This is a genomic window from Arenimonas alkanexedens, assembly GCF_054781355.1.
On record NZ_BAAGUO010000003.1, the window covers coordinates 10,434 to 31,270 of the forward strand.

The 20,837-nt window shown below is 64.0% G+C and carries 18 protein-coding genes and 2 pseudogenes; 12 read left to right on the forward strand and 8 right to left on the reverse strand.

The window, feature by feature from the left end; all coding sequences use genetic code 11:
- Positions 1 to 755: 755 nt before the first annotated feature.
- Positions 756 to 1,391: pseudogene (locus tag ACYVGY_RS08055) on the forward strand (RHS repeat-associated core domain-containing protein); the annotation flags it as partial.
- A gap of 18 nt (positions 1,392 to 1,409) precedes the next feature.
- Here the strand turns inward: ACYVGY_RS08055 and ACYVGY_RS08060 are convergent.
- Entirely contained in the window at positions 1,410 to 1,856 is a 447-nt protein-coding gene (locus ACYVGY_RS08060) for a DUF695 domain-containing protein (RefSeq protein ID WP_460456972.1), read from the reverse strand.
- Between the two features lie 87 nt (positions 1,857 to 1,943).
- A complete protein-coding gene (locus tag ACYVGY_RS08065; protein ID WP_460456973.1) occupies positions 1,944 to 2,318 on the reverse strand; it encodes a helix-turn-helix domain-containing protein in 375 nt (124 codons plus the stop codon).
- Between the two features lie 175 nt (positions 2,319 to 2,493).
- Between ACYVGY_RS08065 and ACYVGY_RS08070 the strand changes: the two genes are divergently transcribed.
- From ACYVGY_RS08070 to ACYVGY_RS08105, 8 genes and pseudogenes are all read left to right on the forward strand, one after another.
- Positions 2,494 to 4,338 (forward strand): hypothetical protein, encoded by a 1,845-nt coding sequence (locus tag ACYVGY_RS08070; RefSeq protein WP_460456974.1) that lies wholly within the window; start codon positions 2,494 to 2,496, stop codon positions 4,336 to 4,338.
- Positions 4,338 to 5,360 carry a site-specific tyrosine recombinase XerC gene (gene xerC, locus ACYVGY_RS08075; protein WP_460456975.1) on the forward strand — a complete coding sequence of 341 codons (1,023 nt, stop codon included), beginning with the start codon at positions 4,338 to 4,340 and terminating at the stop codon, positions 5,358 to 5,360. Before ACYVGY_RS08070 ends, xerC begins: the two co-directional genes overlap by 1 nt.
- A gap of 841 nt (positions 5,361 to 6,201) precedes the next feature.
- A pseudogene (locus ACYVGY_RS08080) lies at positions 6,202 to 6,867 on the forward strand (RHS repeat-associated core domain-containing protein); the annotation flags it as partial.
- Positions 6,864 to 7,382 carry a hypothetical protein gene (locus ACYVGY_RS08085; RefSeq protein WP_460456976.1) on the forward strand — a complete coding sequence of 173 codons (519 nt, stop codon included), beginning with the start codon at positions 6,864 to 6,866 and terminating at the stop codon, positions 7,380 to 7,382. The pseudogene ACYVGY_RS08080 and the gene ACYVGY_RS08085, both read left to right, overlap by 4 nt.
- A gap of 30 nt (positions 7,383 to 7,412) precedes the next feature.
- Positions 7,413 to 8,144 carry an RHS repeat-associated core domain-containing protein gene (locus ACYVGY_RS08090; RefSeq protein ID WP_460456977.1) on the forward strand — a complete coding sequence of 244 codons (732 nt, stop codon included), beginning with the start codon at positions 7,413 to 7,415 and terminating at the stop codon, positions 8,142 to 8,144.
- Complete coding sequence (locus tag ACYVGY_RS08095) at positions 8,141 to 8,491, forward strand: hypothetical protein (protein ID WP_460456978.1); 351 nt, start codon at positions 8,141 to 8,143, stop codon at positions 8,489 to 8,491. The genes ACYVGY_RS08090 and ACYVGY_RS08095 overlap by 4 nt, the downstream gene beginning before the upstream one ends.
- 119 nt (positions 8,492 to 8,610) lie before the next feature.
- Positions 8,611 to 9,138, forward strand: a complete 528-nt coding sequence (locus ACYVGY_RS08100) for a surface-adhesin E family protein (RefSeq protein ID WP_460456979.1) — start codon at positions 8,611 to 8,613, stop codon at positions 9,136 to 9,138.
- Positions 9,139 to 9,161: 23 nt separating this feature from the next.
- Entirely contained in the window at positions 9,162 to 9,659 is a 498-nt protein-coding gene (locus ACYVGY_RS08105) for a hypothetical protein (RefSeq protein WP_460456980.1), read from the forward strand.
- Between the two features lie 29 nt (positions 9,660 to 9,688).
- Here ACYVGY_RS08105 and ACYVGY_RS08110 read toward each other — a convergent pair whose 3' ends face one another.
- The 4 genes from ACYVGY_RS08110 to polA all read right to left on the reverse strand — a co-directional run bounded on the left by ACYVGY_RS08110 (position 9,689) and on the right by polA (position 15,044).
- Positions 9,689 to 10,171 (reverse strand): hypothetical protein, encoded by a 483-nt coding sequence (locus ACYVGY_RS08110; RefSeq protein ID WP_460456981.1) that lies wholly within the window; start codon positions 10,169 to 10,171, stop codon positions 9,689 to 9,691.
- Between the two features lie 4 nt (positions 10,172 to 10,175).
- Entirely contained in the window at positions 10,176 to 10,871 is a 696-nt protein-coding gene (locus ACYVGY_RS08115; RefSeq protein WP_460456982.1) for an RHS repeat-associated core domain-containing protein, read from the reverse strand.
- Between the two features lie 3 nt (positions 10,872 to 10,874).
- Positions 10,875 to 11,870, reverse strand: a complete 996-nt coding sequence (locus ACYVGY_RS08120) for a transglutaminase family protein (RefSeq protein ID WP_460456983.1) — start codon at positions 11,868 to 11,870, stop codon at positions 10,875 to 10,877.
- 444 nt (positions 11,871 to 12,314) lie between these two features.
- The gene (polA, locus tag ACYVGY_RS08125; RefSeq protein ID WP_460456984.1) at positions 12,315 to 15,044 is read right to left on the reverse strand and encodes a DNA polymerase I; all 2,730 of its coding nucleotides are present in this window, start codon (positions 15,042 to 15,044) and stop codon (positions 12,315 to 12,317) included.
- Between the two features lie 100 nt (positions 15,045 to 15,144).
- Here polA and ACYVGY_RS08130 point away from each other — a divergent pair, with 100 nt between their 5' ends.
- Genes ACYVGY_RS08130 through ACYVGY_RS08140 form a run of 3 tightly spaced genes read left to right on the forward strand, consistent with a single transcriptional unit; the run spans position 15,145 to position 17,350 of the window.
- Positions 15,145 to 15,462 (forward strand): DUF2782 domain-containing protein, encoded by a 318-nt coding sequence (locus ACYVGY_RS08130; protein WP_460456985.1) that lies wholly within the window; start codon positions 15,145 to 15,147, stop codon positions 15,460 to 15,462.
- On the forward strand, positions 15,459 to 15,974 hold the full coding sequence (locus ACYVGY_RS08135) for a TRAP transporter small permease subunit (protein ID WP_460456986.1): 516 nt from the start codon (positions 15,459 to 15,461) through the stop codon (positions 15,972 to 15,974). The genes ACYVGY_RS08130 and ACYVGY_RS08135 overlap by 4 nt, the downstream gene beginning before the upstream one ends.
- Positions 15,971 to 17,350, forward strand: coding sequence for a TRAP transporter large permease (locus tag ACYVGY_RS08140; protein ID WP_460456987.1), 1,380 nt, complete (start codon positions 15,971 to 15,973; stop codon positions 17,348 to 17,350). Before ACYVGY_RS08135 ends, ACYVGY_RS08140 begins: the two co-directional genes overlap by 4 nt.
- A gap of 10 nt (positions 17,351 to 17,360) precedes the next feature.
- On the opposite strand, the gene ACYVGY_RS08145 is transcribed toward ACYVGY_RS08140, so the two are convergent.
- The gene (locus ACYVGY_RS08145; RefSeq protein ID WP_460456988.1) at positions 17,361 to 18,458 is read right to left on the reverse strand and encodes a TRAP transporter substrate-binding protein; all 1,098 of its coding nucleotides are present in this window, start codon (positions 18,456 to 18,458) and stop codon (positions 17,361 to 17,363) included.
- A 118-nt stretch (positions 18,459 to 18,576) separates the two neighbouring features.
- Complete coding sequence (gene uvrD, locus ACYVGY_RS08150) at positions 18,577 to 20,751, reverse strand: DNA helicase II (protein ID WP_460456989.1); 2,175 nt, start codon at positions 20,749 to 20,751, stop codon at positions 18,577 to 18,579.
- Between the last annotated feature and the right edge of the window lie 86 nt (positions 20,752 to 20,837).

Below are 20,837 nucleotides of genomic sequence, written 5' to 3' on the forward strand. Positions count from 1 at the left end.
CGCAGCGCGCAGAGCGGTATTAGTCCGGGGGTCAATCGCCCTGCGGGCGATTGAACATAACGCGGCGTTATGCAAAGCGCCGGTCTGTCACAGCGCTTGCAATGCTGCCTTTGGCCAAGGGGTTGCTCGCAGGCAAGCGCTGCGCCAGCCCAGCGCTTCGCATAACACGCGTTCATGTCTTGCGCCCCCGGAAGATCAAGAGCCGATCACCCAACGGTACGTGTGGGCGCGTGTGCTGCGCACACCCACCCACGTCATGTGGTGCGCGTTCCGCGCCCGCATCCCACGGTCCGCGAGCTGCGCGTGGGCAGCGTCCACGGCTTCGGCCACATCCGGGCCACGCGCCGGTCAGCAGGGAGGAAGGATCATCGCTGCCCCAGGATCATCGCCCTGGGAACCGAACCGGCGGCGTGGCGATCGGGATCAAAAGCGTCATCGTCGGGGCGCTGCCCCGACACCCCGGGACGGTCGACGCGTGGCCAAACCCTCTTCCTGATGACCAATGATCTGGTCGAAGCCGAACCTGGTGGCCGGCTGAAGCCGAGCGCGCTGATCGGGACGCCGCAACGTGCTTGCCGATCCGACGCCCAGGCCGCTTGACGCGCCCGCGCTGCCGGCCGAAAGTCGCATCAAGGGTTTTGGCCCGAACCACAGGAGGTGCATCAAGGCGATCGAGCGACGGCAGGCCGCATTGCATCAAGGGTTGATCGCAGCACCAGGCGGAACCCGCGTCGGGTCAGAGTGTTCAGCGCTATTACGATCCGGCGGTGGGGCGGTTCTTGAGCGTTGATCCTGTGACCGCGCTCGACAACGGCGACATGCGGCATTTCAACCGCTATGCGTATGGTTACAACAATCCCTACAAGTTCACTGACCCCGACGGCCGTTGTCCTGTTTGCTTGATTCCGTTTGTGATCGGACTGATCACATATTCAGAGCCTGCGAATGCGCCTGCACCGGGCGAACAACCAGTGAGCGCTTCTTCCGGTGAAGCACTGGCAGCAGCATTGCCTCCGGCAAGACTGCTTGTTCCTTTAAGGATGGCAGCGAATGCAGGAAAAACTCACACAACCTATACCCGCGAGAAAGGTGACGGCACTACTTACGGGGGAAGGACTAGCGGAAAAGGAACGCCTGAGCAGCAAGTTGCCGCGAGAACCGCGAAGCCGGACCATCAGGCAAAAACAGCTGAAGGCTACGGCCCAGCCAGGGTGGACAAGAACACAACGAATCCGGATGCCGCTCGTGGTCGCGAGCAGCAGCTAATTGACCAGAATGGCGGTGCGCAATCGCAAGGTGGCACTTCTGGCAACAAGATCAATGGCGTGGCACCCACGAACCCTAAAAGCGAGACATATCAGACCGCGTGCAAGAAAGAGTTTGGCTGCTAGGTGGAGGAGTGGCCCGCGCTAAGTGAAGCGCGGGTCTTTTCCCAGGAGTTGAAGTTCAGGGCGGGCCAGTTCCCAAGTAACGTCTTGCTCCATGTGATAGTCCCACTCGCGCAATGGCAATGATTCCGAAGCCAGCGCTTGGAGCGTATCGCTGGCCGTTTCCGGATTGCTTACCCGAAACAGAAGCACTCGTTCGCCTCGCGCGGTTATTCGCGCCAGAAAAATCGCATTGTTGTTGGCTTGCAGCGGCCTAGTAATTTCGTCTTCCAAAAGATGAAGCGCTTTGCCTTCTTCATTAGTAGGCATGCCGTTAGCCCCTAGATCCTTGCACTCAATTCCAATTCTCAAGTGCCAAGGAAAGGCGTCGTAATCCCTAAACGCTCGCAGCGCAGAATTGACAACAACGACAGCTGGATCCTTGCCGATCGTGGTGTTTATCACCGTGTAGTAGGGCTCAGGAGTCATATTCGTCTTCGCGGTTTTTGGCAGATGCTGAGGCTTTCTTAGATGATGATGTGCGGCCAGATAGCTTGGCGTTTTCGCTGTGTCTGTTCAGGATTTGGCCTGCCCTGATGCTGCCAAGAATGTATCGATCAGCCCGAGTAGTTGCTGCTTGGGCTTGGGCGGCATCCGCTCGATCATCTTGAGCCGGCGCTCGAGCCGCGTGCTGACAGCGGGCATGGCGACCTTGGCGCGTCGCCCGGTGTGTACGCCGAGCAGTTCATCGGTAGTGACATTGAGTGCCTGCGCCAGCGCGATCAGCAGCCCGGCCGGCGGATGTTCCGACTCGCCCTCGTAGTAGGCGACCTGGCGCCGGCTGGCGCCGATCTCGTCGGCGAGTTGCTGCTGGGTGTAGCCGGCGGCCTTGCGCAGCAGCGCGAGGCGTTCCCCGAACCCTTGGGTCTGTGGGTCGGCGTGCTTGGACATGGCGGCGGTTCCGGTGGGTGACCGCTCCGGAGAGTAAACCCGGTTTTCGTACATGGCGCTTGCTCGGGGCTGGGGCATGGCCTAGAGTGTACGATATTCGTACACGCTGCTGTCCCGGTCTTTTGTCGCAGAAAAGTTGCGCCAGGGGCTTGACAGGTTTTTGAGGGAGACCGCCATGCCGACCTTGCCCCCTGCCGATCCGCGGACCCGTGAAGCGGACTTGTCCGCTCCACGGCTGCCCGCCCAGGCGGCCGCTTCTACGCCTACCGCGGCCGTGATCGCCGGCGACGACGACATCCGCCTGGCCCGCGGCCCGCGCCACTACCGCGTGCGCGGCCTGGCGCGGAACCTGAGCGCCGAGGTGCTGAAGGTGACGCTGCGGCTGGCGTGCGGTGAGCACCTGCACCTGGACACGCTGGACCTGTACCAGGCGCGGGCCCGCAGTGCGTTCGTGAAGGCGGCGGCGCTGGAGCTGGGCGTGGCCGAGCCGGTGATTGCCGGCGATCTGGCGGCGCTGGTGATCGCGCTCGAGCCGCTGCAGGAGGCGGCGATCCGCGGCGCGCTGCAGCCGGACGCATCGAGCGCGGAGCCCACGCTGACGCCTGACCAGGAAGCCGCCGGCCTGGCCCTGCTGCGTGACCCGGCCTTGGCTGAGCGCATCGCCATCGACGTCGAGGCCATCGGCGTGGTGGGCGAAGGCACGAACGCCCTGGTGGGCTATCTGGCCATGGTGTCGCGCCTGCTGGCCAAACCCCTGGCGATCCTGATCCAGTCCACCAGCGCGGCCGGCAAGTCGACGCTGATGGACGCGCTGTTGAGCCTGATGCCCGAACGCCAGCGGGTGCACTACAGCGCGATGACCGGCCAGTCGCTGTTCTACCTGGGCGAAGGGGATCTGAAGCACAAGATCCTGGCCATCGCCGAGGAAGAAGGCGTGCGCCAGGCCGCGTACGCCCTGAAGCTGCTGCAGAGCCAGGGCGAGCTGACCATCGCCAGCACCGGCAAGGACCCGGCCACGGGCAAGCTGGTGACATCGGACTACCGGGTGCAGGGCCCGGTGATGCTGTGCCTGACCACGACGGCGATCGACATCGACGAGGAGCTGCTCAACCGCTGCCTGGTGCTGACGATCAACGAAACCCCCGAACAGACCGCAGCGATCCAGCAGCGCCAGCGCCAGGCGCGGACCTTGGCCGGGCTGCAGGCGAACGTTCGGGCCGGCCAGGTGCTGCAGGCCCACCGCGCCGCGCAGACGCTGCTGCGGCCGCTGGCGGTGGTGAACCCCTATGCCGAGAGCCTGACGTTCGCCAGCGACCGGGTGCGCCTGCGCAGGGACCACGTGAAGTACCTGGCGCTGATCGACGCGATCGCGCTGCTGCACCAGAACCAGCGGCCCGTGCAGACGGTGGAGGTCGACGGCGCCGCCGTCGAGTACATCGAGGTGACGCAAGGCGACATCGCGCTGGCCAACCGGCTGGCCCACGCGGTGCTGGGCCGCAGCCTGGACGAGCTGCCGCCGCAGACGCGGCGGGTGCTGGCGGCTCTGGATGCGTGGGTGAGCGAGCAAGCGAAGACGCAGGGCATCGAGCGGGCTGCCGTGCGGTTCACCCGGCGCACGGTGCGCGGCGTGCTGGGCTTGTCGGACACGCAGCTGCGCGTGCACCTGGAGCGGCTGGTGGCACTGGAGTACGTGCGCCTGCACAGTGGCCAGAACGGCAGCCTGTACACCTACAGCCTGGGGTTCGACGGCCACAGCGAGGACGACGCCGCGCAGCTGATGGGGCTGGCCAGCACGCAGGCGGCCCCGACCTTGCGGGGCAACGCGGCCACCTTGCGGGGTAAAACCCCCGACCCTGCGGGGACCTTGCGGCCCGCTTGCGGTGACCCTGCAGCCACCTTGCGCAGCACGAAATCAGCCAAAGACGCCGGGAAAATAGCGCTCAACCGCACCACGGCACCGATACCCGCCCAAAAGCCACGTAGCAGGAAGGTCAATGGCCATGCCACGGCCGATCACTGATGGCCGGCAAGCGCACCGAGCGGCTGGCCCAGCTGCTGGCGCCGTCGCCCCCGGACAGCCTGTCGGCCTGGATCCGCCGCTACCTGCAGCACCTGGAAACCCAGCACCGCAGCCTGGCCGATCAGCGAACGCGCAGGAGCCGCCTGGCCCACTTCCACAGCTGGTGCACCGAGCGGGGCATCGAGCAGCCCCAGGCCGTCACCCACGCGCACCTGGCACGGTTCCAGCGCCACCTGTTCCTGTACCGCAAGGCCAACGGCGCCCCGATCGCGATCAACGGCCAGCGCATCGCCCTGTTCACCGTGGAAATGTTCTTCCGCTGGCTGGTGCGGCACAAGGTGATCACATCGAACCCCGCCGCCGACCTGGAGCTGCCCCGCCGCACCGACGACTTGCGCGAGCCGCTGACGCTGGACGAAATGGAGACCGTCCTGGCCTTGCCCGACATCGCCACCGCCGACGGCCTGCGCGACCGGGCCTGCCTGGAGCTGTTCTACGCCACGGGCATCCGCCGGGTGGAGCTGACCAACCTGCACCAATCCGATCTGGATAGAACCCGCGGCACGCTGCACGTGCGGCTGGGCAAGGGACGCAAGGATCGGTTCGTGCCGATCGGGGAGCGGGCGCTGGCCTGGGTGACGAAGTACGAACGTGAAGCAAGACCTGAGCTGCTGAGCGACCCCACAGAGCGACATCTGTTCCTGAACCAGTATGGAAATCCCCTGTCTCCCGATGGGTTGAGTTGGCGTGTGCGCGACTACTTCAAGCAAGCCGGGATCGAGAAACGAGGCGCCTGCCACCTGTTCCGGCACACCATGGCCACGGCGATGTTGGACAACGGCGCCGACATCCGCCACGTGCAGGAGATCCTGGGCCACGGCCAGATCACCAGCACGCAGCGCTACACGCACGTGTCGATCGCGAGGCTGCACGCGGTGCATGCGGCGACGCACCCGGCGGCGAAGCTGCTGCGTGACCTGGACAACGCCGGCGACGTCGACGATCCGGGCGACGCGGCTTAACGGCTTCGCCGTTCAAGCCGACGTCGCATCGCCCGGCCGAGCCTACCGGCGACCGGGGAGTAAAGAGCGAGTCGGTCAGCGCCCTGCTTCGCAGCGCGCAGAGCGGTATTAGTCCGGGGGTCAATCGCCCTGCGGGCGATTGAACATAACGCGGCGTTATGCAAAGCGCCGGTCTGTCACAGCGCTTGCAATGCTGCCTTTGGCCAAGGGGTTGCTTGCAGGCAAGCGCTGTGACAGACCGGCGCTTCGCATAACACGCGTTCATGTCTTGCGCCCCCGGAAGAGCAACAGCCGATCACCCAACGGTACGTGTGGGCGCATGTGCTGCGCACACCCACCCACGTCATGTGGTGCGCGTTCCGCGCCCGCGTCGGCGGGTCCGCGAGCTGCGCGTGGGCAGCGGCCGCAGCTTCGGCCAGGTCCGGGCCACGCGCTGGTCAGCAGGGACAGGGTCGTCGCTTCCCGAGGAACGTCGCCCTGGGAACCGAAACGGCAGCCCAGCGATCGCGATCCGAAGCGTCACCGTCGGGGCGCTGCCCCGACACCCCGGGACGGTCGACGTGTGGCTGAACTTCCTTCCTGCTGACCATCAACCTGGTCGAAGCCGAGCATCGCCACCGGCTGAAGCCGAACCGGATAACCGGGACGCCACGATGTGCTTGCCGATCCGAAGCCAGGCTACTTGACGTGCCCACGCTGCCGGTCGAAAGTCGCATCAAGGGTTTTTGCCCGAACCACAGGAGGTGCATCAAGGCAATTTGGCGACCGCAGCCCGCACCGCATCAAGGGTTGATCGCAGCGTCAGGCGGAACCCGCGTCGGGTCAGAGTGTTCAGCGCTATTACGATCCAGCGATCGGGAGGTTCCTGAGCGTCGACCCGGTGACGACGGATCCGAACTCTGGGGCCATGTTCAATCGCTACTTCTACGCCAACAACAACCCATACCGATTTGTCGATCCGGACGGGCGCGCTCACCAGATCTTCTGGTCATCAGAAAACACGGCAACAGTAGTCGTTCCATTCGCGGTATCTGATCCGCACGGTGTCGCAGCTTTCACTGGTGCTCAGGTCGCAGCCGACTTCAATGCCAGATTCTCGGGCGCGACCGTCATCGACGGCGTCAAGGTGACGGTAACGGCGGTGGCGATCGAAGTGCCTTTCTCCCTCGGTTCACTAACGAACGAGAATGTCAACGTCGTGACCGTCAATCCGCAAACTACTACGTCCACGACCAGCAAGATCGGTGGCAGGGCCGTGGATCTACGAGGGACGGCAGGTGCCGATGTTGTATCCCACGAACTGGGACACGCTGCAGGCGCGGGAGACCAGCGTGGCGGAGGTGTTGACGTAAGTGGCCAACGGATCCCTGGAGGTGTACCAGCAACGCCCGGCGCGATGGGCGACAATGTCGGGCCTGCAAATGATCAGACGAGGCGAGAGATCCTTCAGGCACCTTCCGCCAAAGTAGGCTGCGCAGGCGGAGTCTCGAACGGAGCTTGCTCATGAGAATGCTTGCATTGTTGCTGCTGCTCGTGGGATGCCACGAGACTCCGAGAAGTGAGGTGGAGATCCCGCAGGAACCGCCTGTAACCTGTACTTTCAATCGCGGGGCTTGGTGCCTTCTGACGAATTCGTTTGGCTTGAGTTCTGAGCAACGTGATCCGGAAACCGACCGCTGGGTTTGGCAAATTTCTGAACCATTTTGGAGTGACGAGCCAGGCTACATCCTAGAAAACAAAAACTGTAAAGATCGTCTGGCGACTGGAGCCAATATTCGAAGGATGCCGGACATTGAGTGGCGAGATAGCAAGTGGCGGGTTGTGAGGGTTGCGCTGACGAAGGACTGTAGTTTGGAGTTACTTGCGCCGCTGCGCGAAGAAGTGAAGCTGGATATGGCTGCTAGCGCGATCGCCACTCATCTAGCGATTTGTATAGCTGGTACTGAATGCGAGAAAACGCTTGTTGCCGCCGAGATATTCGCAAAGTTCAAGGAATCCGCGCCACAGCGTCACCAACGCTAATGGGATCGTCGGAAATGCGAAAAGTTGCGGATGCAGCAGCGCTACTACGACCAGAAGATCGGTAGATTCTTGAGCGTCGATCCGGTGACAGTTGATCCCGTGACGGGAGGCGGATTCAATCGATACCAGTACGCGGCGAACAACCCATATCGGTTCGTCGACCCGAACGGGCGACAGGAAACAACCTGCACGGGGAGTCGGACGGGCTGTCCGAGCGCCACGGAGGGCGCAACGCAGAATGAGCCAGAGGCACGTGCGGCTGCCCGGGAAGACCGTAAGGCGCAGGAAAGTTCATCAGCCGGGAGTGGCTCACAGTACCTCGCTAGCGCAAGCGGCGGCGGCGGGGGCGGTGGCGGGATAACCCCAAGGGATACGGTCGACGCCAAGATTAGGGATGAGATACGCAAAGGCAATTGGGAAGATGCGATCTATACGGCCGAATTGATGGGCGGAAACGTAACACCGGCAACTGCGCGAGCACTCGAAGCAATCAGCATCTTGCGAAAAGCCGGTTATAACCCCAACGGCCTAACTCACGTTTTCAAGCCAAAACATTTTCTAGACGATATCGTGAAGGCCGCTGGCTCTCAGGAGGCGGCAATGGTCCAGATTCACCGTGCCGCTCAAACTCTGGCAAATGGAGCCGCGAACGGCACCGTGATAAGAACAAGCTTAGTGAGGGTAGCTGGTCACGATGTATATGTATCTGGAAGGATCATAGACGGAACGCTAAGGGTTGCCACTGCAAGGACAAGGCTATGAGTGGCTTGTTGATAAGTGCTGCGGAACGTCTAGCCTTGGCAGAGATGTTGCGCCAACGCCTCGCTGAGGATGAAGTAGAGGGAATAGTGGGTGGGCTCGTTGTCACCAAACGCGAGATTGATGGCGCCGGATTTATTACTGAGTTTGCACCTTCGCGAATAGATTCGCTTGCGAGAACATCTCAATCACCGCTTACTGCCGTCGCAGAGCATCCGAACCTTTCCGAGGGCGCGATCTTTACTCTAATAATCACCGAGGACGGGACTATCGACTCAATCGAGGGCGCGACTTTCGCTGGCGAGGTTTGGCCGGAGGACGATTCGCTGTTTCAGTTGTCTGAAATTTAGCTACTCCGAACGCGCAATGCCTTTGCAGCTGTTTGATCGGGGCCATTTACGCGTCATCGATAGCTGGCTACTGGCGAGTCTCGCCTCCATTTAGGTTCCACGCGACTGGAGACAACAAGATGAAGAATGATCCCGTTTCTTTTGGCATCTGCATGAAGGTAATTGGTTACGCAGCCATGTCTTTGATATTTCTTCTGCCATCCGATAACGCAGGTGCGCAAGCTACTAGCCGATCCTGTAGTGCTAGCGAAGAATCCGCTGCCAGGCTTACCGCTGCGGAATGCGCCGCTCTGTCGCCTTCGGCCAAGACAAGGTCGATGATCTACCGGGATGCCGAAGTGCAGGTCATGATCGATCATGAACGATCGATGTTGTCAAACGGTTCCGGCGAAGCGACTCTTATAATCAACTTGGGTGTCAATCCGAATGAAGACACCGAAAATGCTATCCGTAGCCTCAAGCGCCGGCAACGCTTCGACTGCCGCAATGGTACGCAGGCAATAGTCGATGAAGAGGTGTTCACTCGGCCCGTAGCTCGCGGCGAGGCTCTCACGTACTCCCGCACGCCGAACGCCACAATGCAGAGCCCACAAGACGGCAGCATTGATGCGAAGATTCTGTCTGCTTTGTGTGTGGCTTCATTGTAGGAACACGGGCACGGGGGCCGTCGATGATCGCCCCAATAAAGGAACAGCAACGGTCCGAAGGGCTTTCTTCTATTGGTCTTTTAGTCTCTGCTGTTCATGACCGGCGGTTTCGCGCGTGCTGGTCAAAGTCAACCGGAATCAGAGGTCAACCTGGCCGGAATACGCACGCGTTCACCGAAGCGGCGAACGGCATCTCCAAACTGCTCCAGCGGACGGGGCGCGGCTATGGGTTCGAAGTCATGCGAGTGAAGCTGCTGTACGGCAAGCGCGGGCAGGCTGTCGACCTGTCGGACTATGACGCCGATCTGGCCAGCGACGGAAACCAGGGATATCTTGGGTACAGTCGTGCGACCGGAGGTTTCCGTCCTAGACTGCCAGCGGCCTCTGGAAACCGCGTGCGCCGAGGGCCGACATTTCCCCGGGTCGAGTGGCTGACCAATGAAGGCTACTACGACCTAGAAGATGAGCGAATTGCCAATGATCTCGACCAGCTAGTTCGAGAATTCGCCGTTTTGGCCTAGGAGCAGGCTGGTCACTCCTCAGTGCCAACCTATCCCACACGATCTATAAGCTCAACTATTTCATTGAGCTTGCAGGGCTCATCAGTCATTCCATCAGGCCATTTGAGGACGAACTCATCCTCTATTCGGAATGTACTCAACGGACCGTTTGAGGCATAGAAGAGCCCGTCTGCTCGTCTGTTCGCAAAAACCAAGTAGCGCCCAGAAGCCTCGCAGCAGTCGGGATCCGCTTCTACAAGATGTCCCTTCGTAATCAGTACGACAAGACCAGATGGCGGGTCTCCCTTGACCATGCTTTCTACAGCAAGAGTCACTGATCCGTGAACACCCCGCTCCGCATCGACGGGGCCTGCCTCTCCGACTTTTACGACCATTATGAATTCGGAGCTTGTGACCTGTTCTTCCACTGAAATCTTTCGGAGTTCGTAGGCCGCAGCAGAAGATGCGAATAGCCAACTCGCCAATAATGGAATCAAAGGAAGTATCGACACGCGTGAAGGGAAGTTGCGCATCACCTTAGTCCCGTGTTTCGGGATGAGGAAGTACCTTTCGTTCCGGAAGCCCCTGAATCTCGCGCCGAAGATTGTTTTCGTTCTCGATTCCGTTGCCGGTGTTGGGATGCCCCATCATCGGCAAGACATGCGCCGTAAATTCATGCATGACGGTGTCAGCGGCGGTATTTAGGTAGCTGCTACCGTCTTGCGCGGTCCCGACGGAGTCGTTGCCAGTAATGTAGACCTCGATACCTCCTCCAACTCTCCCGGTGGCTCCTCCTTTCAGGTGGACGTCAATATCGACATCAGTGCCCGATGTCCTATCGGCGATCGTCTGCCGCACAAACATCGTGGCGGTTTTGTCGCTCGCAATTGCAGTATCTAGCTCCCGCGAGTAGCTGCCAGACCTGGTTTCACTTGGCGTTCCCTCGCTGGTCCGTACCAATCGGTTGTCGGAGCTGAAGGCGTACGTGCCTTGAGCCCTCTCATTGATCCATCCGGCAATGCGCCGCCCCTCCTCGGGGGTATTCGCGACAACTTCCCGCCCATCCGGGTCAGTAAACCGATAGGGGTTGTTATTCGCGTACCAGTAGCGATTGAAGTTCGCGCCGTCCCGCTGATCCGCTTTCACCGGATCTACGGACAAGAAACGAGCCTCGGCGCCGCCGCAGATCATGACCAGGATGCCGGTCATCACAACTGAATTCTTAGCATTCATCGGTCAGTTCCTCGCCTCTCGAGTCTTCTTCTCGCGTCGAATCGATTCTAGATACCTTGCTTCCTGCTCCGGCGACGGTGGTGTCCAGCCGAGCCGCTCGGCCTCAGCATACCAGCGCAGGTTCTCTTGGCTAACGCTGAGAAATTCGGCCCGCTGGTGGGCAGGAATTTGGTTCGGATCGGGATACGGACGCACGAAGCGCTGCTGCAGCAGTAGGTAGTAGGCCGCGCCCTTGTGCTGCATGGCCACCACATCGCGCGGATCGACCTTGAGGGCCAAGTCTGCCGCGGCGATGCGCTGGGTATGAAGGCCAGTCTTGCCGTAGTGCTCCATTAGCGAGATCATCATTACCGTCACGGATTCCCGGCGGCTAAGCGGCCGCAGGTAGATCCCGGTTTCGGTGGCCCGAGGTGAGATGCCGGTCTCACGTTCGTAGCTGCTGTCATATTTGAAGCCGCCCGCCGTGGCCTCCACGTTCAGCCAAGCGCCATCATCACCGCGGAACTTGACCAGCACGTGGCTGGGTGCGGTAGCGAGGGTCACCGGCAGGCCCAGGCGCTGGCCAACGATCGCAAAGAGAATCGGCATCGAGACGCAGTTCCCCTTGCGAGTCGTCAGATAGACCGAGAGCAGTTTGTTCTGAAGGTCTCGGCCCACCGGGTCATCTAAGTCGTACTGGAACGGCCTGCCGCCATTCCAAGCGCCTGGTTCGTACAGGGTCGACAGCAGCACATTGGTCTTGCCAAGGTTCGATGCTCCGGCGGGAATGCGGGCCTTCACGCTGGCGACCAAAGCGTCAATCTGGAGGCGGACTGAGGCTGGATTAGCCTTCGGCGAAATCAGGCTATCGATGGCCAGCTTGGCTTCCAGCAGGTCAATCTCCCCATCCCGACCCTCCAGGATTGACTCGATGCGTTCCAATCCAGCCGATCCCGGATCAGATGCGGATGCAGGCGGTATGGCGAGCAGGCAAGCGAGGAACGCCACGATCAGTCTCATCTGGACCTGCGAGTGGTGAAGGCTCAGCCATCGTAGGCGGATTGGCCGGAGGGCTTCAACTGACTGGCGGACCCGGAATCCACATCTTGGCTGCAGATCGCCTTCCCCGGAATCCACGCCTGCACCATCCCTCCCAAACCCAGGCCTTACGGGGGCCTGCCAGTCAGTTCAACACTGAAATCCAAATAGCCAATAAAAACCCCGCGGGCCAGGGGAAGCCCGCGGGGTCAGGGGTTGGGAACCTAAGGCTGGGGAGAGCCCGGTTCCCGGTTGGATCCACTCAGGGGAGGGAGTGATCCTGCGTCGGACCTTGCATCCGACGCCCCTAGTAGACCCCCCAAACCATGAGAAGTTCGTGAATAGCTTCGCAGGTTCGGGAATTAGTTCAGGACGCATTCATGGATTTTTCAAGCCACTGATTAATAAGGAGAATTAGGTCACGCTTCAGTGCGCCTCTTCCCAGTTGGAACCCGTCCCCACGTCCACCACCAGGGCCACCCGCAGCTCGGCCGCGGCAACCATGCGCCGGCGCACCTCATCCACCAGGGTTTCCACGAAATCGGCGTCGACTTCGAACACCAGTTCATCGTGCACCTGCATCATCATCCGCGCCCGATCGCCCTGCCCGTCCAGCCAGGCCTGCACCGAGACCATCGCCCGCTTGATGATGTCGGCGGCCGTGCCCTGCATCGGTGCGTTGATGGCGGCGCGCTCGGCGCCGGCACGCTGGGCCTGGTTGCGCGAATGGATTTCGTTGAGCTGCAGGCGGCGGCCGGACACCGTTTCCACGTAGCCCTGTTCGCGCGCCTGCTGGCGAATGCGCTCCATGTAGTCGCGCACGCCGGGATATTTGCCGAAGTAGAGCGCGATGTAGTCCTGCGCTTCGCCGCGGCCGATGCCCAGTTGCTTGGCCAGCCCGAAGGCGCTCATGCCGTACATCAGGCCGAAGTTGATGGCCTTGGCCGCGCGTCGCTGGTCGCCGTCCACCTGGTCGAGCGGCACGTCGAAGACTTCGGACGCCGTGGCGCGATGCACGTCCAACCCGCCTTCGAAGGCCTTGAGCAGGCCGGGGTCGCCCGAAAGATGGGCCATGATCCGCAGTTCGATCTGCGAGTAGTCGCAGGCGACGATGCGGCATCCCTCCGGCGCGATGAACGCCGTGCGGATGCGGCGACCATCCTCGGTGCGGATCGGGATGTTCTGCAGATTCGGATCATTCGAACTCAGGCGGCCGGTGGCGGCGCCGGCCTGGTGGTAGCTGGTGTGGACGCGACCCGTGTCGGGATTGACCATGTCCGGCAGCTTGTCGGTATAGGTGTTGCGAAGCTTGGCCAGGCTCCGGTAGTCGAGCACCAGGCGCGGCAGCTCATGCTGGTCGGCGATCGCTTCCAGCGCTTCTTCGTTGGTGGACGGTGCGCCGGTCGGGGTTTTCACCAGGGCCGGCAGCTTGAGCTCCTCGAACAGCAGCTGGCCCAGCTGCTTGGGCGAGTCGAGGTTGAAGCTGCGGCCGGCGAGTTCATGCGCGCGCTGCTGCGCGACCAGCATGCGCTGCGACAGGTCGGCGCTCTGGCGTCGAAGTTCGACCACGTCGATCAGCACGCCGGTCGCTTCCATGCGCGTAAGCACCGGCACCAGAGGCATTTCGATGTCGCGATACACCGCCTGCAGCGTCGGCTCGGCGGCCAGCTTTGCCGACAGCACGCGGTGCAGGCGCAGGGTGACGTCGGCGTCCTCGGCGGCGTAGCGGGTGGCGTCGTCCAGGGCGACCTGCGAGAACAGGATCTGCTTGGCGCCCTTGCCGGCGACATCAACGTACTTGACGGTGGTGTAGCCCAGGTACTTCTGCGCCAGCGTGTCCATGTCGTGGCGCTGGCCGCCGGCGTTGTAGACGAAACTCTCGAGCATGGTGTCTTCGGCGTAGCCGCGCACCACCACGCCGTGCCGCCGCAGCACGTGCAGGTCGTACTTGCCGTGCTGGCCCAGCTTGGGCTTGCCGGCGTCTTCGAGCACCGGGCGCAGGGCCTCGAGCACCGCGGCGCGATCGAGCTGCACGGGCGCACCGGGATAGTCGTGGGCAACCGGGATGTAGCAGGCGTGGCCCGGCTCGATGCAGAAGCTCAGGCCGACCAGGTTGGCGCGCATCGGGTCGAGCGAGTCGGTCTCGGTGTCGAAGGACACCAGCTGAGCCGCCTGCAGCTTCGTGACCCAGGCCTGCAGGGCCTCGGCGTCTAGGATGCATTCGTATTCGCCTGGCGCAGACAACGAAGGATCGGGCGCCTCCTCGGCCACCGCCGCCGCCACCGGCCGGGCACCGCGGCCGATTGGCGCCGCGCCGCCGTCGAGCTCGCGCAGGGCGCTACCGAAGCCGCAGCGGGTGTAGAGCTCGCGCAGCGCCTCGACGTCGCGCGGTTTCAGCGTCAGTTCGTTCGGCGCGCGGTCCAGGGCGACATCGGTCTTGATGGTCACCAGCTGCTGGTTCAGCGGCAGGCGATCGAGCGCCGCGCGCAGGTTGTCGCCGATCTTGCCGCCGATCTTGTCGGCGTTGGCTACCACGGCCTCCAGCGTGTCGTATTCACCCAGCCACTTTGCCGCGGTCTTGGGGCCACACTTATCGATCCCGGGCACGTTGTCGACCGAGTCGCCCATCAAAGCCAGCAGATCGATGATCTGGTCCGGACGCACGCCGAACTTCTCGACCACGCCGGCGTCGTCGAGCACGCTGCCGCTCATGGTGTTGGTAAGCGTAATGCCGGGTCGCACCAACTGGGCGAAGTCCTTGTCGCTGGTGGAAATGGTGACCGGGATACCGGCCGCATGCGCCTGCAGCGCCAGCGTTCCGATGACGTCGTCGGCCTCGACCCCGGGCACGCACAGCAGCGGGAAGCCGAGCGCTTCGACGATCTGCTTCATCGGCTCCACCTGAGCGCGCAAGTCGTCCGGCATCGGCGGACGGTTGGCCTTGTACTCGGGGTACAGCGCGTCGCGGAAGGTCGGTCCGGGGGCGTCGAGCACGAAGGCGGTGTAGTCCGGGCCTTCCTTGAGCGTGTTGCGCAGCATGCTGACGATGCCGTACAGGGCGCCGGTGGGCGAGCCATCCGGGGCGGTCAGCGGCGGCAGCGCATGGAAGGCCCGGAACAGATAGGACGAGCCGTCGATCAGGACGAGGCGGGACATGGCGGGGCCTTTCTGGACGAAGGCTGGATTTTAAGCCCCACGGGCCTTGAGCGCCCGCCCCGCATTTGCCATTCTCGAAGGCCCGCGTGAGGACATTGCCATGGCCATCCTGCTCCCCCTGCTGCTGGCCCTGTCGGGCCAGGCCGACGCGCCGCGCGAAGAAGCTCCGCTCCCGGAAAAAGCGCAGGCGCCCGCGCCCGTGGATGACGCCGTGCCCGAGGTCGCCATTCGCGTCCAGGACAACGGCGACCGGGTCGAGGAATACCGCCAGAACGGCGTGCTTTACATGGTCAAGGTCACGCCCGAGCGCGGGCCGCCGTACTACCTGATGGACACCGACGGCAACGGCCGCTTCAACCGTGACGAGCGCGACCCCCGCATCCAGCCGGTGCACTGGGTCATCTACGAATGGGATTGAGCCGGCTGGGACCGCTGCTGCGCGCGGTCGACGCCGTCAACGACGCCGCCGGCCGCCTGGCCGGCTGGCTGGCCGTCGCCCTGGTGGCGCTGGTGTTCGGGCTGGTGCTGGCGCGCTATGCCTTCAGCCTGGGCTCGGTGGCGGCGCAGGAAGCGATGCTGTGGCTGCACGCGGCCATCTTCCTGCTGGGCCTGGGCTATACGCTGCGGCACGAAGGACATGTGCGGGTGGATGTGTTTTCCCAGCGCTGGTCGCCGCGCACCCGGGCCCGGGTGACCCTGATCGCGACGGGCCTGCTGTTGCTGCCGTTCTGCCTGTTCATGATGGCGATGAGCTGGGACTACGTCGCGGCCAGCTGGGCGGCGGGTGAAGGCTCGCGCGACCCGGGCGGCCTGCCGGGCTGGTACTTGCTCAAGTCGCTGCTGCCGCTGTCGGCGGCGCTGCTGTTCCTGCAGGGCCTGGCGCTTGCCCTGCGGTCACTGCCGCCGGCCCTGGCGCGCGAGGCCGGATGAGCGGCCACGATCAACAGATCCTGATGCTGGTGCTGCTGATGCTGGGCCTGTTCGCCGGCCTGGCCAGCGGCTTCCCGGTCGCCTTCGTGCTCGGCGGTGTGGCCCTGCTGGCGGCCGGCGTGGGCATCGTGTTGGGAAGCTTCGATCCCAGTTTTCTGGAGGCATTCCCGAACCGCGTGTTCGGCGTGATGACCAACGAAACGCTGGTCGCGGTGCCGCTGTTCGTCTTCATGGGCGTGATGCTGGAAAAATCCCGCATCGCGGAATCGCTGCTCGAGGCCGTTGCGTCACTTTTCGGGCAGGTCCGCGGGGGACTCGTGGTCGCCGTACTGCTGGTGGGCGCGCTGCTGGCGGCATCCACCGGCATCGTCGGCGCCACGGTGGTGGCGATGGGCCTGATTTCACTGCCCACCATGCTGCGGCATGGCTACTGTCCGCGCCTGGCCAGCGGCGCCATCTGCGCATCCGGCACCCTGGGCCAGATCATCCCGCCTTCGATCGTGCTGGTGCTGCTGGGCGACCAGCTGGGCAACGCCTACCAGCAGGCGCAGCTGCGTCAGGGCGTGTTCGCGCCCGAGACGATTTCGGTCGGCGACCTGTTCGCGGGCGCACTGGTTCCGGGCCTGGGCCTGGTCACCCTGTATCTGGTCTACGTGCTGTGGGTGGCATGGCGCCAGCCGGCGCGCGCGCCCGCGATCGTGACGACGACACGCGGGAAGCTGGCTCTGGCGAAGGCGATCGTACCGGCGCTGTCGCTGATCCTGTTGGTGCTGGGCTCGATCCTGGGCGGCATCGCCACCGCCACTGAAGCGGCGGCGGTGGGCGCCGTCGGTGCCACTGTTTTCGCGGGGCTGTACGGTCAACTGGGCTGGGCCCGGCTGCGCGAAGTCGGCGAGCACACGGTGCGCGTGACCGCGATGGTGTTCGCCATCCTGCTTGGCGCGGCGCTGTTCTCGCTGGTGTTCCGCGGTTACGGCGGCGACGATCTGGTGCACGAAGCGCTCACTGCGCTGCCGGGCGGCAAGTGGGGTGCGGTGGTGGCGGTCATGCTGCTGATGTTCCTGCTCGGCTTCGTGCTCGACTTCATCGAGATCGTGTTCGTGGTGGTACCGATCGTCGGGCCCGTGCTGCTGGGGCTGGGCGTGGATCCGGTATGGCTGGGCGTGATGATGGCCATCAACCTGCAGACCTCGTTCCTGACCCCGCCCTTCGGCTTCGCGCTGTTCTACCTGCGCGGCGTGGCGCCGCCCGGGCTGGCCACCGGCGACATTTACCGCGGCGTGCTGCCCTTTATCGGCCTGCAGCTGCTGATGCTGGCCCTGGTGGCGACCTTCCCGGCGCTTGCGACGGCGCTGCCGGCCTGGCTGTACCGCTGAGCGCCCGCGCCTAGCCGCGGGTGGCGTAGAAGGCCTCTTCCGACACTGCATGCCAGGCCTTGGCCTGGGCCTGGAACTTGCGCATCGAGTCGAGCGCACGACGCGCCATCGGATCGGCGACCGCGGTTTCATCCAGCACTTTGTCCGAGGCGCGACGCAGGGCCAGCAGCACGTCGTCGGGCAGCTGGCGCAGTTCGACCTCATGTTCGCGCACCAGCACGTCCAGCGCCTGCTGGTTGCGTGCGGTGTACTCGGCCAGCATGGCGTCGTTCACGGCACGGCAGCACAGCGCGACGATCTCGCGCAGGTCGGCGGGCAAGGTGTCGTAGGCCGCCTGGTTGACCATGCATTCGAGCGTGGGCCCCGGCTCCTGCCAGCCCGGGTAGTAGCAATACTTCGCCGCGCGGTGCAGCCCGAACGCCAGGTCGTTGTAGGGACCGACCCATTCGGCGGCGTCAATGGCGCCCGACTGCAGTGAACTGAAGATCTCGGCGCCGGGCAGGTTGACCGGGGTGGCGCCGACGCGCGCCATCACTTCGCCGCCCAAGCCGGGAATGCGCATCTTCAGGCCCTGCAGGTCGCGCAGTGACGCCACCGGCTTGCGGAACCAGCCGGCCATCTGCACGCCGGTGTTGCCGGCCGGGAACGGCAGCAGGCCGAAGGGCGCGTACAGTTCGCGCCACAGTTCAAGACCGCCGCCCTCGTACAGCCAGCCGTTCATTTCCTGTGCGTTGAGACCGAAAGGAACGGCGCAAAAGAAGGGTGCGGCGGCCGCCTTTCCCTTCCAGTAGTAGCTTGCCGAATGACCCATTTCGGCGGTGCCACGGCTCACGGCGTCGAACACTTCGAAGGCCGGCACCAGTTCACCGGCGCCGTAGACCTTCACCGACAGGCGGCCGCCGCTGGCGGCCGTGATCATTTCGGCCAGGCGCGCGGCGCCGGTGCCCAGACCCGGGAAGTTGGTGGGCCAGGACGTAACCATTTTCCAGACGAATTTCTCGGTCGATGCCGCCGTAGCCGTAGCCGCCTCGGGGCGTGCACCACAGGCCGCCAGGCCGGTCGCCACCGCGGCAACGCCGGCACCGCGCAGGAGTTCACGTCGCTTCATGGATTCATCCCCGTTAATCAGGCCCCAAGTATGCCCGACGCCCCTGTAGGAGGGCCTTCAGGCCCGAAGCTCTTCGCCGAACAGCTTCGGGCCTGAAGGCCCTCCTACAGGGTGCGGCTTAGGCGGGGCTTAGGTTGGCGTAGCCCAGGACCAGCCATTTGGGGCCACCGCGTTCGAAGTTCACCTGCACCCGCGCATGCGGGCCGCTGCCTTCGGCGTCCATTACCGTGCCTTCGCCGAAGCTGGGGTGGGTGACGCGCTGACCCAGGCGCAACATCGGGCCCGACGCTGTCTCCAGCGCGGCCGCGCGCGGCGCGCCGTAGGACGGTCGGCTGACGCTGACTTTCGGGCGAATCTCACGCACCAGCGCCGGCGGGATTTCGCGCAGGAAGCGCGAGGGCGTGCCGAACATCTCCATGCCGTGCAGGCGGCGCGATTCAGCGTAGGTCAGCACCAGCTTTTGGCGCGCGCGGGTAAGCCCGACGTAAGCCAGCCGGCGCTCCTCCTCCAGGCGGCCCGCTTCCTCGATGGACTTGCCGCTCGGGAACAGGCCTTCCTCCATGCCCACCAGGAACACCTGCGGGAACTCCAGGCCCTTGGCGCTGTGCAGGGTCATCAGCTGCACGCCGTCCTCGCCGGCCTCGGCCTGCCCTTCGCCAGCCTCGAGCGAGGCATAGCTTAGGAAGGCGACCAGTTCGCTCATCTCGGCGCTGGCTTCGTCGTCGCGACGCTCGAAACGACTGGCCACCGAGACCAGTTCGTCCAGGTTCTCGACGCGTGAGTCGAGGCTGCCTTTCGACTCCTGCGCGTAGTGGACGCGCAGGCCGGACGTGACAATGACGTGGTCGAACTGCTCATGCAGCGGCTGGTCCTCGCTGCCAGCATCCAGTCCATCCACCAGTTCGGCGAAGGCGCGCAGGGCGTTGCGGGCGCGACCAGGCAGCGCACCGCCTTCCGACAGCGCCACGGCGGCATGCCACAGCGGCAGCGCCTGTTCGCGGGCGTGGCGGCGTACTTCGTCCAGGGTCTTGCCGCCGATACCGCGCGGCGGCGTATTCACGGCGCGCTCGAAGGCGGCATCGTCGCTGCGGTTGGTCATCAGGCGCAGATAGGCCAGCGCGTCCTTGATCTCCATGCGTTCGAAGAAGCGCTGGCCGCCGTAGACGCGGTAGGGCAGGCCGGCCTGCACCAGCTGTTCTTCGATCGCGCGCGACTGGGCGTTGGAGCGATACAGCACGGCATTGTCGCCGGCGCTGCCGCCGTCGCGGATCCAGGCCTGGATGCGGTCGATGACGAAGCGCGCCTCGTCCACCTCGTTGTAGGCGGCAAACAGATCGATTTGTTCGCCGTCGCCGTCCGCGGTCCACAGCTCTTTGCCCAGACGATCCGGATTGTGGGTGATCACCGCATTGGCCGCGGCCAGGATATTGCCGGTGGAGCGATAGTTCTGCTCGAGCTTGAGCGTGCGGGCACCGGCATAGTCACGCAGGAAACGCTGCACGTTTTCGACTTTTGCGCCGCGCCAGCCGTAGATGGCCTGGTCGTCGTCGCCGACCACGAACACCTCGCCGGTATCGCCCGCCAGCACGCGCACGAAGGCGTACTGGATGGAGTTGGTGTCCTGGAATTCGTCCACCAGCAGGTGACGGAAGCGCTGCTGGTAGTGGCTCAGCAGGGCCGGGTGCTCGAGCCACAGCTCGTGCGCGCGCAGCAGCAGCTCGGCGAAATCGACCAGCCCCGCACGCTGGCAGCGCTCCTGGTAGGCCTCGTAGACCTTGAGCATGGTCGAGCCATACAGATCGCCGCCGGCTGGCTGGATGTGCTTCGGGCGACGTCCCTCGTCTTTCTGTGCATTGATCCACCAGGCCATCTGGCGCGGCGGGAAACGGCCGTCGTCGAGCTCGAGGTCGGCGCTGATCCGCTTGAGCAAGCGCACCTGATCGTCCTGGTCGAGCACCTGGAAGGACTCCGGCAGGCCGGCCTCCTGCCAGTGCAGGCGCAACAGCCGGTGCGCCAGCCCGTGGAAGGTGCCGATCCACATGCCGCGAGCGCCGTTGCGCAGCAGCGCTTCGACCCGGCCGCGCATCTCGGCGGCGGCCTTGTTGGTAAAGGTGACGGCGAGGATGCCGTGCGCCGGCACCCCGACGACTTCGTGCAGCCAGCCGATGCGGTGGGTGAGGACACGGGTCTTGCCCGAGCCGGCGCCAGCCAATACCAGGGCATGGCCCGGCGGCGCGGAAACGACCTCGCGCTGGGCCGGGTTCAGTTCGTCAAGCAGGTGGGAGACATCCATGGCGCCATTGTACCGGCGCTACCCGCCGCACTGCCCGTGCATGTAGGAGGGCCTTCAGGCCCGAAGCTCTTCGCCGAGAAGCTTCG